Annotated in this window: 7 protein-coding genes; 1 reads left to right on the top strand and 6 read right to left on the bottom strand. The window is 36.7% G+C overall.

Annotated features, from left to right (window positions below; genetic code table 11):
- The 3 genes from ACY0M5_RS06685 to ACY0M5_RS06675 all read right to left on the bottom strand — a co-directional run bounded on the left by ACY0M5_RS06685 (nucleotide 1) and on the right by ACY0M5_RS06675 (nucleotide 12,037).
- The gene (locus ACY0M5_RS06685) at nucleotides 1-1,359 is read right to left on the bottom strand and encodes a choice-of-anchor Q domain-containing protein (protein WP_461631219.1); all 1,359 of its coding nucleotides are present in this window, start codon (nucleotides 1,357-1,359) and stop codon (nucleotides 1-3) included.
- Between the two features lie 86 nt (nucleotides 1,360-1,445).
- Nucleotides 1,446-2,501, bottom strand: coding sequence for a PorP/SprF family type IX secretion system membrane protein (locus tag ACY0M5_RS06680; protein WP_461631218.1), 1,056 nt, complete (start codon nucleotides 2,499-2,501; stop codon nucleotides 1,446-1,448).
- Between the two features lie 32 nt (nucleotides 2,502-2,533).
- Entirely contained in the window at nucleotides 2,534-12,037 is a 9,504-nt protein-coding gene (locus tag ACY0M5_RS06675) for a T9SS type B sorting domain-containing protein (protein WP_461631217.1), read from the bottom strand.
- A 576-nt stretch (nucleotides 12,038-12,613) separates the two neighbouring features.
- On the opposite strand from ACY0M5_RS06675, the gene ACY0M5_RS06670 reads away from it, so the two are divergent.
- Nucleotides 12,614-12,886, top strand: coding sequence for a transposase (locus ACY0M5_RS06670; protein ID WP_461631216.1), 273 nt, complete (start codon nucleotides 12,614-12,616; stop codon nucleotides 12,884-12,886).
- 248 nt (nucleotides 12,887-13,134) lie between these two features.
- Here the strand turns inward: ACY0M5_RS06670 and ACY0M5_RS06665 are convergent, their stop codons facing one another.
- The 3 genes from ACY0M5_RS06665 to ACY0M5_RS06655 all read right to left on the bottom strand — a co-directional run bounded on the left by ACY0M5_RS06665 (nucleotide 13,135) and on the right by ACY0M5_RS06655 (nucleotide 17,931).
- The gene (locus ACY0M5_RS06665) at nucleotides 13,135-15,213 is read right to left on the bottom strand and encodes a beta-galactosidase (RefSeq protein ID WP_461631215.1); all 2,079 of its coding nucleotides are present in this window, start codon (nucleotides 15,211-15,213) and stop codon (nucleotides 13,135-13,137) included.
- A 221-nt stretch (nucleotides 15,214-15,434) separates the two neighbouring features.
- The gene (locus tag ACY0M5_RS06660; RefSeq protein ID WP_461631214.1) at nucleotides 15,435-16,520 is read right to left on the bottom strand and encodes an SGNH/GDSL hydrolase family protein; all 1,086 of its coding nucleotides are present in this window, start codon (nucleotides 16,518-16,520) and stop codon (nucleotides 15,435-15,437) included.
- 19 nt (nucleotides 16,521-16,539) lie between these two features.
- Entirely contained in the window at nucleotides 16,540-17,931 is a 1,392-nt protein-coding gene (locus tag ACY0M5_RS06655) for a sialate O-acetylesterase (protein WP_461631213.1), read from the bottom strand.
- Nucleotides 17,932-17,941: the final 10 nt, after the last annotated feature.

Raw genomic sequence — 17,941 nt, 5'->3', positions numbered from 1 at the left:
TTATTTAATTTCTGAAAATTCATAACATCCCATATCCGGGGCTGCATCATTATCTCTGCGATTGCCTGCCAAATCAAAAAGATAGGTCGATATGAATTCAATACTTCCCTTATTTATGGCTGACGATTTCTCACTCAAGCTAAAGTTAAGCTCTTCCAAATCAAGAAAACCAGGATCTTCATTAAACAAACATTCAGTGAATATTGAGGCATAATCAATATGGGCTGAATTGCTCAATTTTAAAAGAGAATTCTGAACAGAAGCATTTTCTGCTGAATCTAATTCCAATTCATCAGTTTTATTTCCATAAATAATACAATTCCGTATCGTCAGGCCATTTTCACCAATGCCTTTATATGAAATCACAGGTTCCGATCTGGCTGAGAAAAACCAAGAGTTGTAAAATGTGGAATGTGATATCAGGTAAGAACCCTCCCCTTTTAATCGGACACATTCCCCGCCACAATTACTGACCAGCATATCATGAGCTTCAATAATGGAATTTGATGCCAGTAATCCAATCCCGGTAAAATTCCGAATAATTCCATACTCAATCAATATTGGATTGTTATCCAATATGGTTTTAGGAAAACTTAATCCATTAATGCCGTTTTCGAGAATAAAATGACTGAGAAGGTGAGTCGTACTTTCATCGTAAAAGTAGATTCCATTCCATTGGCCGGGAACATTTTTGTACAATTCCTCTAATCGTGAACTTCCAAAATAAACAGGTTTTTGAAAACTTCCTTTTACTTCAAAATTACCCTTAACATGAAGTGCCGCATTCTTCTTGAAATAAACCTTTGTTCCCTCATAAACAATCAGGTCAATACCTTCATCAATCCAAACAGGTTTCGTAACAAAATAAGGACGATCTGCCGTCCAAATCGTATTTTCAGTAATGTCACCATCAACTATATAAACATCCTGCGCAAAAGTCTCTAAAATCACTTCCTGCACCTGCCCGTTCAGTTCAAACTTCAATTGGTCTTCTAATAACCGGGGAGCATCCTCATCTTTTGCTTCAAGACCTACCTCAACAAAAATAAAAAGGCTGTCTTTGGCATCAAGTTCAATATCCATCAAATTGTTCGACTGAATTCCATTCACATTTAGTCGATATGGTGATTCTAAATTTTGAAGGTATAAGTGCGAGATATTAATTGCGTTGGATGAAGTATTCTTCACCTTTAACTGCTTGGTTGTTGAACCAAAGCCAGTGAATAATGTATCAAATGCAATTGTATCCGCTGAAAATGTCAATCTAAAATTTGGATCGGTCGTAAAATTCTCATCTTGGTCGCAAGAAATAATGAGAAATGAGATGACAATAAAAAACAGAAGACGATAGAATTGCATGGTTTACTTGTTTAAATCGAACTTGAAGATATAAAAAATCCGGTATTTTATGTAAAAATACCAGATTCAAGTTCTTCTAAATTTTTTTAAAAGAAAATGTAACTTTTACTGTTTCTCTTGTATCGGGAAGTTTTTGTTTTACTGAAATTTCGATCGGCAGCTCTTCTTTCTCTCAATCTACTTTCCCTCTTCATTTTATTTGGAATGTCGAAATTGATTCCTAATGTGATCTCATGAGTTCCGTCACTGCTGTCAGCAATTAAATTGTTTGTGTAATAATCGTATGAATACCCAATGTAATATTGATTGTAATTTACCCCTACCATTCCCACAATCTGATCGTTTGTTCTGTAAGATGCAGCCATCCAAAAATGATTGATAAACAACTTTGCTGACAGATCGTAATAAATATCAGAATCCATTGTTTTACGAACAATTACCGAAGGTTCCAAATCAACAAGGTCTTTTAAATGAAATGTGTAACCTGCTGTTGCATAAAAATGACGCATCATAATATTATCATTGATATTGTTATCTCCCATTTTAACAGAAGATTCAAATAAATGCGCTGCTGATGCCCCTACAAAATAATCATCATTATACAAATAAACACCAAAGTTTGCATCCGGCACATAAGATACTTCATCCGGCCCTGCTTTTGGATCATTAACCGGGATGTATCTTTTATCAAACTTAAACTGATAAAAAACACCCCCCAATCCGAATGAAAGCTTTGTTCCTGTTTGCCCCAGTTTACTTTTTGATAATTGCAAGTGATAGGCATAAGAAAACTCAATTCCTGTTCTGGCAACCTCACCTGCTTTATCGTTAAAAAAATATCCTCCCAAGCCAACTCCCATTTGTTTATTCCGTCGTGATAATGGATTTCCTTTTACGTTACAAGTGGTACATTTATTATTCATATTTTTATTAAAACTCAATGCCTGTGTTTCCGGGGCCCCTTCTACTCCCGACCATTGCTGACGCAAACTTAATCGCAGAGGTGAATACATCCGGCTTCCTGCCATGGCAGGATTGAGTAAAAATCCATTCTCCACATACTGACTATAAAGTGGCAATTGTTGAGCTTTTCCTTGAGTGAATGCAAATAGTAACACTCCTAGAATTATTGTTATTCTCATTAGAATCTAAGGGTCAGGTTTAATATTATTAATTAACGGAGAATTGTTACAGTTCCCAGTATCGGCTTTTCATCATCAAGTTCTACAGCATAATAGTATGAACCTATTGGTAAATTAGTATTTCCATCGGCACCAGTCCATGGGGTACCGCGATACTGATTACCAGTTCCACTAAATTTATAAACTGCTTTTCCCCATCGATCGTAAATCACAATCTTAAGGTTTTGTACAAACTCGATTCTGTCAATATCCCAATAATCATTATAGCTGTCATTATTTGGCGTAAATGCTTTTGGTATTGTTATTCTGTTTTCATATAAATATTCAAGTACAATTGTTGAATCTAACTGACAATTATTTTTATCAATTACACTTACTATATAAGTACCTCTTCCCAAATCCTCAATACTTGTTCCATAATATGGATTCAAATCCTGATCAGACCAATTAATGGTATAATCTAAAACTCCTCCGGTAACATCAATTCGAATGGAACCATCATTGGCATCAACTGTAGTTGGGCGACTGGCTTCGGCTTCCAAATTCAAAGCCTCTGGCTGAACAAGCTCCACACTGGCGACATCTGAACATCCATGCTTATCAACAACCTTAACATCGTAAGTCCCAATAATTAAATCAGAAGCAATATCTGTTTCCTGACCATCCGACCATTCGATTATATAGTTTGGTGTTCCTCCTGATATATCAACGGTTGCACTTCCTGAATTTGTTCCATAACACAATATATCTTGATAATCATTAATTTCAGCGATCAATGTATCCGGCTGGTTCAACAACTTAGATCCCGAAGTTTCACATCCATTATTATCAACAACCACATAAGAATAATCTCCGGATTCAACATCAAAAATATCCTTAGTGATACTACCATAATTATCCCAGTTAACCAAATAGGGTTCGGTACCCTCCGAAATATCCAATTTAATCCAGCCATCTTCCAAACCATAGCATGTTGGCTCTAAAAAATCTGAAACTGTAACAAAAACCTGCTTAGGCTCCACAATACTAATTGGTGTTATTTCTGATTTACATCCCTTGCTGTCTGTTATCTGAACCGAATATGTTCCTTCCGAAAGTCCTTGCTGATCTTCATTTGTCCCGATAACACCCGTTCCTCCCCATAAGTAGGTATAACCCGGAGTTCCTCCTTTCGGATGCAGGTTAATGTAACCGTCAGTCCTTCCAAAACAGGAAATATCTTTCTTCCAGAATTCAGCAACAAGCTTGTCTGGTTCATTAACCACAACCTGCAAACTCTGACTTTCATAGCCGGGATCGCCAGCCGAATCGTATACTGTAACAGTATAAGTACCAGCTTTTAAACCGGAAACATCTTTATCTGTACTTCTAAAATAGTTATCTCCTGTCCATGAATAAGTTAAATTTTTAGGATCACTTTCCCCTAAAACATCCACGGTTACAGCACCATCATTTCCTCCAGGACAGGTAATATCTGTATTTGAAGTTACAAACAAGAGCAATTTCTCCGGTTCATGAACCTTTTTAGAATCTTCAATTCTGCACTCATTCGCATCTAATACAACAACGTCATAAACGCCCATCTCCAAGCCATCAACTGAAATTTTTTCAGATACGTTTGATTCAGCATAAGAATATCCATTTGGTCCTGATATCAAGAAAATATAAGGAGGGGTTCCTCCGGTAACTGTTGCCGAAATCTCTCCATCACGCAAACCTACGACAGAAATATCAATCGGAGTTACAGTCAATGCAAGTGAAGTTGGTTCTGTGATAGCCTGACTTCCTAAAACAGGAGGACATCCATATTCTGAAGTTATGGCATAATCATATGTGCCAGGCTCCAGATCTAAAATATGTTTTGCCGACGATAAAAATCCAGCTCCATTAGTCCATGCTATTGTGTAATCTGCCGATCCAAAATTCACATCCAATTCAATCTCACCATCAGCGGCATTGTTACAACTTACATTTTCAACATTTGCCACACTGGCCAACAAAGGATCCGGAGCTAATAATTCATAAGTATTAGTTGCCGATTGACCAGCCGAAGTTGCTGTAACAGTATAAATGCCTGCGGCTAATCCCGAAATTGTTTCTCCTGTTCCACTGTATCCGGCAGGCCCAGACCAAGTATAAGTAAATGTTCCATTACCTCCTTTGGCATGTGCCCTTAATTCTCCCACAGGACTTCCTGCACAACCCACAGCTTGTCTTTCCTCAATATAAGCGAAGGCCATTTCCGGTTCTTCAATTATTATCGATTTTTTCACTGTTGAACATCCGGAAGCGTCTGTTGCGACAACGGTATAAACACCTCCTGCCAGATTCTCAATCAAGAAACTGTTGTCATCGTAATTATCAGGACTAACAGATGAATATCCTCCTGGCCCTGTAACGGTAAAACTATAAGGAATTGTACCTTCCAAAGTTTCAATAGAAAGAATACCATTTTTGGTTCCTGCAACTTTAATGTGTTGTTCTACAACTAAGCCCAACTGGATGCTCAAACCTAAATTTAAGTCTACACCGTTCTCAGAAGAGCAGTTATTCTTATCAGTAATCAGCAAACTATAATCACCGGCAACAACATCTTCAATATTTTGAGAATATGACCGATAATCACTTGGTCCTGACCAGCTGTACCTGTAGCCACTATTACCACCATAAGGTGTGATTCTAACAATACCATCATTGATATTCTTACATGTTGGCAATACAATATCTTCAATTAAGAATCCTATTTCCCCCGGCTCAGTAACAGTAACATTTTGTTCAAACACACATGAGTTTGCATCAACAATTCGAAGTGCATAATCTTTTGGAGCCAGGTTAGAAAAAATACCTGTTGGACTTTCAACTCCATCTAAATAATATTGATAGTTTGAAGTCCCCTGAGCTGCTTCAACAAAAATCTCACCTGAACTTTCTCCATTACAATTTGCAGCTTCAATTGTTAATTCGTTCGTAATTAATTCCTTTGGTTCAATCAATTCCTGACTCAAAACCGAAGGACAATTAACTGCATCAGTAACTGTTAATTCGTAAGTTCCTCCTGCCAAGCCTGAAATATTAGCTGTTGTTGCCGTGTATCCGGCCGGCCCCGTCCAAGCGTAAGTATAATCAGCTACACCTCCGGTAACAATTGGATTAAACAATCCATTATTATCGTTATAACAAAGCAAGTCAGTTCCGTTCAGATCCATTACAATCTCAGGATTTGAATTCAAAGTAATATCCTGCTCAGGAGTTAGACATAGGTTCTCATCCGAAACATGAACTTTGTAGTCACCGGAATACAATCCTGTAATATTTTCATTTGCCTGAACTACATTATCTAAAAAGTAAGATAGGTTCCCGGTACCTCCGGAGGCTGCAACTAAAATCTCTCCTTCTGGAATCGTAAAACAAGTCAAATCCTTTGTTGCAATACTATCGATTAGCAATTCATAAGCATCAAATATATTTACGATAGTATCAAATTCACAATTCTTTCCATCGGCTACAGTAATATTGTACTTACCAGGTGTTAAGTTTAATGCTGTACTTTCCCAAGTTGTTTTGTTGGTTGATGTTGATGCTGAAAAATCAATTCCTGCCTCATCTTTCCAGAAAAATTTATATTCCGGATACTGAATATTTGCGACTTTGGCAACAACTCGTCCATTTCCCTGCCCAAAACATTTTACATTATTGGCTGTAATTTCCAGGGAAACATTCGATTTGGTTCCTAACTGAACCTCAATAACAGATTCAATTTTACACAAAGAACCATCTTTCGCTACAGTATTATAACCATAAATCACTTCAACTTTGTAGAATCCTGAAATAGTAACTTCAATTACAGCATTGGTTTCACCTGACAGGGCTGTATAAGTTCCAACCGTTCCATTTGCACTATAATACCATTGGAATGTTGTATTGCTGTTAATAGGAAAACCCTTTACATGATCCAAAACGGCAACATCACTGCACCACTCTTCACGAGGCTGGTCGAAGCTACCTTCAAAAGACGGTGGATCCTCACTTCCTCCGGGGGCACTCGGTACCAAAACGAAACCTGTAGTGTTATCATTATCAAAATGGTAATTCACAGGATGATCTCCCCCAGAACCTGATGTTCCCGCAATATCTGTTAAGGCAGCATTGTAAATTTTACCAAACAATCCTGATGGTTTATATATAAACGCCTTAACCCCAGGAGTACTTGCTTTTAGGAAAGCATAAGAACAACGTACACCTTCCATTTTTAAATCATAAATAACGGTAATCGTTTTTCCTGATTCAATGGTATTGTTTTCATATCCAAGCGTGAATTCCAAATTGGTAAAAGTATTATCACCATAAATCTGTCCTTGCTCAAAGAAAGTCACAGAACCAAAATATCCTTGTCCTGCTCCTTTTATTCTTATAATCCCATTATTCATAAAATCAACAAAACCAAACGTCACATCAGTATTGGTTTCACAATAAATTCCGCCTCCATTGGCAAATGTAATTTTTGTATTTGCTGCAATAAAATTCAATCCTCCTGTAGTATTCATCTTCATGTTCCAGCCTGTTGGCTGATCGGAAATAACAGTTACGATAGAACCGCTCATATCAAACTTACGAACCGCATCAGGATCACCCAAAGACAATGAGCTGAATCGTCCGACAGTAAAATCATTACCTTTTGTTGTAACAGAACCACTCTCCAAATACAAATCACCGGAAGTGATCAAACTCGAATTCCAAACCCATGACTGTGCATCTCCATTGAAGATTACATCACCATTCATCGATTTATTGGCAAAATCAACAAATTTATCACCTGCCAATCCATCTCCAACAAAGTCAAAAACACCTCGCATACTCAATGACATCGTCTCTGTTAAATCCATGAATCCGCCAATTTGAAGAGTCGCGTCAACAGTAAAGCTTGCACCAGGATCTACATCATCATTCCAGGTCATGCTGTGGCATTTTCCGGCAACGCTTAGCTCTACAAATTTGCTTCCTAAAAATGAATTCGCAGTAAAGAAAACATCATCGTTTAAGGTAGGCACACAACCTTCTTCGCTGCCATCCTGGGTACGACTCCAGTTCTCGTGATTGTTCCAGCTATCGTCGGTTCCCTTTCCAACCCAGTATAAAGCGATTGGAGCAATTGCTCCATCAGTTATCCAACCTGTAACATTCCCTAAATCAAATGAATTTGCTGCAGTATAATTTGCTCCTTTTGAGCCATCGCCATTAATATCTTTCAGTTCAAGGAAATTACCTGTCACATTATTTGCCGCAAGTATGGTAGTTTGTTTAGTATCTTTCGTAGAATGCAACGATATTGGAGCGAAACAACTTCCTTCAGCAAGAAGGTAATCCATTTCATACGTTTTGCCATTCTGAAACTTGAATTCAAACCCCCTACCCAATTCGACTGTTCCAAATTTATTTTTTCCATTTACGGTACCATTTTCTTTAAACTGCAGATAACTCACATAAGGAGTAATACCAGAAAAGCCTGAATCCAATTCTCCATCCTTCTCAAATATTAATTTTTCAAATGAGATATTGTGTGTTGTGGCTCCTGCGATAAATACTTCAGCATTATCTGTAAATGTAATTGTACTGTTCGCAGATAAAAATTCAAATCCTAAATCCAAATATGCATCGGCAAGGTTAAAATAAATCGAGCGTCCCAATACATCTTCCTTTCCGGTAATGGTTACACTAGAATTCTGAATATCTAAACCCCTTGAATTAACTCCCTCAGTTGGATCTGTAGATGTGATACTCTTGCATTCCAAATCGAAACCATTGGTTATTAATTTACCGTAACGGATGAAACAATCACCTTCCATGAGCATATCGTCCCTTAATTTCCACTCTCCGCCATTACCATCAAACTCAACAATATTTGGAAACACATATCCAAATGTATTTATCTCCTGAAGTTCGGTTGCTCTAAAGTAAAAATTAACCACTGCAGATAGATTAATATCTACAGCCGAATTGAAAATAAGAGAACCATAAATATAAACACCTGAAATATCAGTTGCGCCCATTTCAAAATTCGGTCTCGCAGCTTCAGATCCAGTCCAATCCATTGTTCGGCAACGAATATCACTGGCTCCTGTATATACTGTTTGTTCTGTATCTGTAAATGAACCGTCATCAAAAAATACATTATCTTTTGCTGTTGGCACACAACCTCCCGATTTAATACCGGAAACCGTTGACCAATGATTTGGATCATCCCAATTTCCTGTTCCGCCAACCCAATACAAATTGGTTCCTGATGGTTCATTTTCAAATTTCCAACCGTCAGCGCCCCCCAGGTTTATTGAAGCATTTGCAACAAATGTATCTGCAGGCTCAGCATTTACATTTAAAATATTAACCGAATTTACTGTTATATTAGTTGCACCAGTCTTCGCTTTAAAAATTGCAGGATCGGCACGCGAGCCTGTTATATCAATAGTTCCTTCGCAGGCTCCGTTAGCAATTACATTACCAAGCACAAAGGTCTGACTACTTTCAAACACATAGGTTTTCCCAACAGCCAATTGAATACTTTCGGCAACAAAACTTATTTCAGAAACATTCTTTTTTCTAAAATAAGTATTTCCATTTAATACTATATTGTTAAAATAAATGTCGTCTGAGTAAGTATCTATGTAGGCATTTCCATCAGCATCATCGAAAGTAACATTATAGAATGTTACCGGAACAGCTCCTTTTGAAACAATCAAATCGCCTCCTGTAGTAAATATTATCTCCGAAGTACCAGCATCAAAAGTAAATCCGTCAGGAGAAATTTCAAATTGTTCCAATTTAAATGTCGAAGATCCTAATGTTAATGATCTTGTATTAGCTACACCAAAATTAGAAATAAAACCAACAGCCTCAATATCCTGGTTATTAGAGTTCAGATCTCCATTCTCTAAAAGAATTGTACCTGATGTCTTCAATCCGCTATTCAAAGTCCAGCTTCCTGCAAGCCAGGAATCATCATCTTGTTTAGTTCCTTCAAAAACGAGATCGCTAAGTAAATCTACTGTCCCCGCATTAATATTGGAAGGATTCTCTGATTTAAAATAAAAATCACCTGAATATGAATAATTGGCATTTACCATGCCCGAAAAATCCAGACTTCCAAAAATACATATTGGCTGATCTCCTGTGAAACTCATTAAACTGGCATTCGTCCAGATCATATCCAAACACTCTGCTGAACTCCCTTTTTTAGATATATTTACTTCATAACTGTTTAAGACTTTCGCATCTTCGAAAATAACCACATCTTTTCGGTTTGGTAAACATCCTCCCAACCAGTTTCCAGCCTTAAACCAGTCATTATCAACATTTCCCGTCCAATAAACAGTGCCTCCGGTTAAATCGTCAGGGAAAACCCATCCATCATATCCAGAAATACTTATCGATTCATTTGCTGTTAACGAACCAATTCCTCCAATAACGTTTATATCCTCAATTCTTAGTCTAAAAAGATCAGATGACGACACGTCACAATCAAAATAAGCAACACCATTTTCTCCTTTAAAAGAAATGTATTCGGAACATGTACCGTGAGCAATCAAACCATCCGCTTTTGTAATTTTCTGTTTACTGCCAACATTAAAAAGATAAGATTTACCCTTGGTGAAAATTAGTTGATCAAACTGATGATTACCAAATAATTTAGCATTCCCTTTAAACTCAAGAGACTCAAAAGTCGGCTCAAATCCTTCATTCGTTAAAAATGTCTGACCATCAGGAAAATTAAAAACTACTCTTCCATAAATAATAAAATCGGAAGAATTATTGTAGAGTTCTGCTCCGTCCGATAGGAATCGAATTTCAGAGTTGTTACTGATAAGTGTAAAATTGCTGCCCGAAATATTCCATGAACGTGAAACCCCATCGGTAATATCCACATTTGAATTAAGTAAATCCAATTCCCGGTTATAAGTACTTGTAGAAACGAATTGTCCTACGATTAATCGATTTCCATTAACATGCAATTTACCTTTAAACAACTCCAGATTATTTGCAACAGTAATGTTTGTATTAAGAGTCCATTCTCCATCGCCAATAAAAGATACAGATCCTGTAAGAACCGAATTTATTGTTATTGTGTTTGTTATGTTACCTCCATCAAACTGTGTTTCTCCATCAAAAACCCAGGTACAGTTTCCTGCTGCCAGAGATCCAAAAATTGCTAAATTATTTGATCCTTCTAAAGTCGCATTATCATCAATAGTAAGGCTTTTACATTCTGCTGGAATATCAATAGCTACTACAAAGGTGGCTGGTATTATTACACTATTATTTCTGGATGGCACACAACCCGAATCCCAGTTGCCTGGTGTTCCCCACATACCATCACCTGCTCCTCCTGTCCAGGTATAATCTGCGGAAGATGGTGCAACAAAATTCCAACTCGCATTATTCCCGCCTAAGTTATAGGAGTTATTAGCCAAAAATGTAACCGCATTTCCACTTGCGTTGATATTTTTAACCTTTAAATAATTTAGATTAACCAATTCGGCCGAAATATTTCCACCAAGAACATCTCCTGTAATATAAATATAGGCATAACATTCTCCCAGAGCCTCAAACTTAGTTTTTATATTTTGAGTGCCATCGTAAATGGAATAACTGTGACCAGCAGTAAAAATCAAATTCTGAATATCGTTTTCCCCTTTTAAACTTCCATCCAGCTCAAATGTTATATCGTTAAAAGAGGTAAGAGTAACATTACTTTCTATTGCTCCATTGTTCCCTTGAAAAAGAACATCATAAAAATCAACTCGTTTAGTTCCGGTTGTTTCAATTGTTGAATTTGCTGAACTAACAATTATTTTTGAATTTCCCGGATACAGATTTAAATTATCTGTTTGGACAGACAAAACGGATGTTCCGCTTTTTTGAAGATTAATTATTGAAGAATTTAAATAGAGCTCTCTGGATACCGGGTTTTCAGCAACAAGACTTCCACAGGTTAATTCTGCTTCAATACTTAAGGTTCCCTGATTAAAATAAACCGTATTATCAAGCAGATTCATTTCACTGGTAATTCTCCAACCTCCATTGTTGTCAAAATAGAAATCTCCATTAAATGAATTTCCTCCAAAATCAATAACATTGCCAAGAGTATTCGCTCTAAAATAAAGAGGACGATCAAGGTCAATGATCATCTGGGTATTAAATTTCACTCCTCCGTAAATTACCAAATAATGCGCAATATTATTATCCGTTTTCAGAGCAGGCGTGTTTTGTACATTGCCCCAATACATATTCAAACAACGCGCTACACTAGTAATTACCACTTCTGCTCCCGGATCTGGAAAAGAAAATTCATCAAAATACACATTATCATCTTTATCCGGCAAGAGGGCACCAGGGTTTACCTTTCCACCTGGCTGATCACTCCAATGCTCTATATCATTAAAATTACCCGAACCGCCAATCCAGTAGAAATCACTTGCTTTTACAGATAAATATGTTAATTGTAAAAATAATATTAGTAGTAGACTTGCTCCATTTCTTTTCATAATAATCGGTTTTCCTATGAATCGACATCTTAATTGACCTTAGGTAGAAACATATATTCCTTTGCGTTAAAGAATCTTTTGCTTTGACGAAAGAAAAATAAATAAGTTTCAAATTTGGCAAAAAATTTCAACATATTATTTATTACCCTAGAATATTTCTTTCAGCCAAAATCTTATTTTAACACATTATATTCGTGAGAGTTTCGTTTAAATAATTTTAGACACTAATAAGCATAACTAATCGGACTTTAAAAAAGCATTATAATTCTGATAACCAATAGATAAACTTTTTGTTTAGGTTTCTAAATTTGCAAGTAAATATTTATTTTAGACATAAAGCTTGCTGATAAGGTTGGAAAACAAGATAAAACATCTCAGTTAAGTATTTTTGACACACCCATGGAAAGGTTCATCAATTTAAAGCATGAGTTATGTATTTTATCCTGAAAAATAGATTGGGACTAGATAGAGAAAGGGTTCTCTGTTTATTATTCAGAGATAGAATGCCCGTCAGTTCCTATCCGTTCCGTAGAATGGTAGGTTTGCTATTGCTAAAACACATTTATAATTTAAGTGATGTGGCAAGTTGACAGATGGATTAAGAATCCCTACTGGCAATATTTTAGCAGAGAGAATGTTTTTCAAACACAAAAACCCTTTAATCCAACAGAATTTATACATTTTAGAAAGCGTATCGGTAAAGACGAGGTAGAAAAATTATTGAAAGTATCAATCCAATTATTTGGCAAAGAGGCTCAGGAAAAAGAAGTGTTAATTGACAGTACCGTACAAGAAAAGAATATCACTTACCCAACAGATGCAAACAAAACTACACAAACTTATAATTGAGTGGATTAACAAAACAGCAAAACAAGAAGGAATAATATTGCGTCAAACTCACACCATAACTTTAAAGCGGCTGATGATAGACCAGCGTTTTCATAATTATCCGAAAAGAAGAAATAGAGCCAATTTACCCCATCTCAGCAACAGAAATATAAAAAGTTATTCCTCGATCCTCAACAAACTATAAAAAAACCACGTAAATATTTTACATGGTTGAAATTTTATAAGAACAGTTACTAGAAATCACCAAGCTATTTCTCAATCCGCCACACGGCAACATCTGCTGGTTTTAACACTTTATCTCCTATCAGGTAATCTCCATTATAATTTAAAATATACTCATCGGAAGAATAATTAACAGCCACCATAAAACCATCGCGATACTGAACAAAAACACCTTCAGGATAATTTTCTACCCCAACATTATTTTGTTGGTATATGTTTTTCAGAAGATTGCGTTCCAAATCCCCATCAACAGATTCTGTTCCAATATACCAAACTTGCCCTTTACCAATTTCATTTTTTAAAATGCAGGCAGTTCCTTTGTAAAATTGATCGGTATAACTAGCTACGACCTCAGTTTTATCTTCCGGGGTAATTAAATCTCCCCATGAACTCCATTTGTAATTTTTCCCATCCATTAAAATATTACCTTGTTTCCCGGATGGAAGCATATCAAATGAATAAATCTTTCCTCCAATTAGTTCATTCATAATGCCCGATAAATTATTTTCCCATAAATGAGCATTTTTATCTTTAGCTCCGGTTCTTGGTGAAACAATAAGCTTACCTCCTTTTGAAACGAACTTTTTCCATTTCTGAACCAACGCCTCGTCTACCATTTCGTAAGCAGGAACTATAATAAATTCATAATCATCAAAATCATCTTCCTCTGAAATGAAACTCACCGGAGCACCAAATGAATGCAATATCTGCTGATAACGCTGCATGTGCTTCCATGTATTCCATTGGTTGGTTTGCTTCTGTCTTTCCAGATTCCAAAGGTTGTCAAACGACCACATGATGGCAGTTTTTCTCTTCTGAACAGCTTCAGGCATTTGAGTATTCTTGCTGTACTTTTTCCTCAATTCATTCATCTCTTTGATCACCTGTACATACTCCTCTCCTCCCTGACTCAAAGTAACACCATCGGTTCGAACCACACCATTATGATATTGCTCGGCACCATAAAGTACTTGTCGGTAACGATAGGTACATGCAAAAGAACTACCTCCTGCAAAACAATGCCACAGCCACATACGAACGGTTCCGGGCTGTAACAATGAATTGTAATTGGCCCAATTTACCTGTCCGGGCTGCAGTTCCATAACTCCTGCAATGCCATTTACCGACTTATAATAATCATTGGCATACATTAAAACGGTGTGATCACCTAAACGAAAACCCAAGTCTCCCAGATTATTGCTCCCATAATTGGGATAAGCTGTAAATGAAGCAAAATCAAGTTTTTTACTTCTTTTCGGATCCGTCTGGCTGCCTTTTGCCACATAGTTTGTAGTTATAAACTGTGACTCATCAATATATTTCCGCAATTCTTCTGCCTGAAAATCTAAAAAAGATGCTTGCGTATCCGCTGTAAAACGCTTAAAATCCAATAAAGCAATAGGATTTGCACCCCACCAACCAACATTCTGAGCATTATGAATTCTAACTTCATCAAAAGCCGAATACAACTGACTCCAAAATGCCGTTCCCCATGCCTTATTCAGTTCTGTAATATCTGCATATTCATTTTGTAACCATTCCCGAAATGCCAATTGCGCAGACGGACTGTAATCTTCTTTAGCCTCTGGCTCATTGTCAATTTGCCATCCCATTACAGCTTTGTTGTGTGCATAATGCTTAGCCATTTCATCAACAATTTTTTGTGTATACTCCAAAACAATCGGGTTGGATAATGACATGTTTGCACGGGTGCCATGTTCTTTAGATTGATAGTTACCATCTTGTATGTATATTTCGGGATACTTAATTCCGAGCCATACCGGAGGACATGGCGTAGGTGTTCCCAAAATCACTTTCAGCTTATTTTTATCAGCCAACTCAATTACTTTATCAAGCCAGGTAAAATCATACTTGCCCTCAGATGGTTCCATCTGAGCCCAGGCAAATTCAGACATATGAATAAATTCGAATCCATGACCGGCAATATTCTCAATATCCCTTTCCCATTGATCTTCCGACCATTGCTCAGGATAGTAATACACACCAACAGACATCAAATCCTTTTTAGGAAAAAAATCCTGTGCAGATAAAACACCAATCCAACTGCTTATTAGTAATGCCAATAAGCTAATTTTCTTTGCCATATTTTTTCTTTATTAGATCTTCTCAATTTTGGTGTCCTGCCCAAACCGTAAGCTATTTTTTTCAATGCCTTCTGAAGAGATCAAAAATCGAGTATTAACAGGATATTTTTTGTAAAGAGAGGTAGTACTAGTTTCCTAACACTACCTCTCAACTGCATTTGGTCCTTAATAATACGCTAATGATATCAATTTAAGTGCAGTTTTTTATATTAGGCTCTAAATCACCATTCAATATTTTCTTCAATGAACTCAATTAATTGGTCAGCCATTGCATGATGTTCCTTAATGTTTGGATGTCCGCCTGAATTTTTAAACGGGAAAAAACAAGAGAATATCTTATCATCCTTTAATTGACTTACTGCTGTTTGTACATATCCAGGCCACTGAGATCCTTTTTGGGTTGCATCCATACTGCCAAGGGTACAGATAATAGACGAATGTGGATACTTACCGCGAATGGAAGTGACGAAATCTTTGTAAGCTGCAATAATAGTTGTTGAATCGGGTGCATCCTTACCAAATCTATTTTTAAACTGCTCATTTTTGGGGATATTTACGATCCATGAATCGTTCTGAAAAAGATTAATTACTACTACATCAGGTGTATATTTGGAAAAATCCCATTTTAAAACTGAGTCATTTGGGTCGATTCGATCATACATTTCGGACATAATCAATGGAAACCAACTAACCAATACTCCGATACCACTTTTAGAAATACAATGGTATTGAGCATTAAAATGTCTTGCTGTAATAGCTGCGTATGATTCATAGTTATTTTGAAAATAACCATACGGACGATCTTTTCCACTAGTATCTTCATTTCCATACGCAGAGGTAATGGAGTTTCCGTAGAACTCTATTTTTCTCTTTTTTGGTGTTTCCGCCGGCAGAAGTTTTGCATCACCGGGTAATTCAAAACCATAAAACAATGTTTTCCCTTTATCCCATTCGGTACGTTTATACAATTGTACTTGATGTATTCCTTCGGATAAGCCTGAGGCTAGTATGTATTTTGTTTTCAGTGTATCGGTATGCAATTTCGAAATCACCTTACGATCCACAATCACATTGTAATAATTTGCCGTATCCAAATCCTGAAGAGTAGCTGAAATACTGCTTCCCTTAAATTGGATACTTACCGAAGAACCCGACCATGAAAGCTCCGCAGCATCGGGTCGAAACCTAATTCGGCCTTCATAAGTTAAATTTGGCTGATCGAATGAAATATCCTGATTTTGAACATTACAAAATCCAAAAACAAACACGCAGGACAATAAAATGATATTCTTTACTATAGTTCTCATTTATAAAATTATATGGTTTTCAAAAATCAATTGTAGTAAAACAGGAAGCCGGTAAATTATCCTTGTTAAAAAGTTTTGGTGTGGCTGAATTGGCCCAGGCAAATCTCACATTAACGGGATTCCTAACTTCCTCTGATTTCACAAGTACTTTGTCGTTCTTAATAAAAGCCTGAGCAGAAAACCAGATTCCATCCTCTCCTGCTAATTCAAAATAGGGCAAATCAGCTTTCTCACAATGCAATCCTTCTGCACAATCAAAAATTACTTCGACTTCTGATCCTTTAATCAAAAAAGTCTTAAAAAGAGGCCCTGATGCTGGAAAATCACTCAACTTATAGGTTTTATTAAGTGCCAGATGTGCAAACCGCTTCCCTGCGTCAATTTTATTACGTGGATGAATATCAAGAGTATCACCAATATCACTCATTACAACCATTCCCGAATTTGGAATAGATTCTAAAGCACGGCGTTGAGCTTCGCGGACTTTTACTCCTGCATCTTTAGCATAGTGAATAAAAGGAGCTATTTGTGCATAATAAAAAGCAAGATCAGTTTTAAAACCTTTCCTCCAACTTCTCACTAAAGTCTCAAGGGTTTTGGTATATGTTGCTGAATTATCGACATTAGCTTCTCCCTGATACCACAAAACTCCTTTCATTGGGAAAGGCATAATCGGTGCTATCATTGCATTGTAAACACAACCAGGCATATTGGGTGCCCAAGGAAAATAAGGTACCTTTTGAGCAGATTCTGTTAACTCATTCGAAGCCAAAATTTCTTGCTCCGGAACCCATGTTTCAATTGGCGTTCCACCCCAATTAGAGCTGATTAACCCAACAGGAATCTTAAGTTCCTTATTCAGTTCCTTTCCAAAAAAGTAACCTATAGCACTAAAATCATTCATGCTTTCGGGCGTACATTTCATCCACTGACCTGAAACATCAATACATTTAGTTGGTGATGTTTTAAGCGTTACTGAAAAAAAACGAATTTCATTATTGTCAGCATTTTCAACCTCTTCTCCTATATTATTAATTCCAAAGCTGGTTTTCCATTCCATATTCGACTGTCCCGAAAGTAACCACACCTCACCCATTAATATGTCATCGATAACTACAGAATTGTATCCCTCTATTTTTATTGAATATGGACCTCCTGCTTCAGGAGTTTTTAACATTACCGACCATTTTGCATTGTTAGTGGTCACAGTATTTAGGGTATCATTGTCCCAAGAGGTAGTTACTCTAATTTTTTCCATCGGCTTGCCCCAACCCCATAGTTTCACCTCAGAATTTTGCTGCATCACCATGTGTTTGCCAAAAATAGCAGGCAATGAAACATTGGAATAAGCAGTATTAGGAAATAAATAAAAAAGCACAAGGCTTACTTTAGCTAAAAATTTTGAACTCATAACTCTATTT

The sequence above is a fragment of the Labilibaculum euxinicum genome, from assembly GCF_963678175.1.
GTDB lineage: Bacteria > Bacteroidota > Bacteroidia > Bacteroidales > Marinifilaceae > Labilibaculum > Labilibaculum euxinus.
The sequence above is the reverse complement of the archived record's forward strand: the minus strand, read 5'-3'. Positions and strand labels throughout refer to the sequence as shown.

Coding starts and splice junctions, on each gene's coding strand:
- ACY0M5_RS06685 (WP_461631219.1), bottom strand. CDS start 1,359: ATGCAATTCTATCGTCTTCTGTTTTTTATTGTCATCTCATTTCTCATT.
- ACY0M5_RS06680 (WP_461631218.1), bottom strand. CDS start 2,501: ATGAGAATAACAATAATTCTAGGAGTGTTACTATTTGCATTCACTCAA.
- ACY0M5_RS06675 (WP_461631217.1), bottom strand. CDS start 12,037: ATGAAAAGAAATGGAGCAAGTCTACTACTAATATTATTTTTACAATTA.
- ACY0M5_RS06670 (WP_461631216.1), top strand. CDS start 12,614: ATGTGGCAAGTTGACAGATGGATTAAGAATCCCTACTGGCAATATTTT.
- ACY0M5_RS06665 (WP_461631215.1), bottom strand. CDS start 15,213: ATGGCAAAGAAAATTAGCTTATTGGCATTACTAATAAGCAGTTGGATT.
- ACY0M5_RS06660 (WP_461631214.1), bottom strand. CDS start 16,520: ATGAGAACTATAGTAAAGAATATCATTTTATTGTCCTGCGTGTTTGTT.
- ACY0M5_RS06655 (WP_461631213.1), bottom strand. CDS start 17,931: ATGAGTTCAAAATTTTTAGCTAAAGTAAGCCTTGTGCTTTTTTATTTA.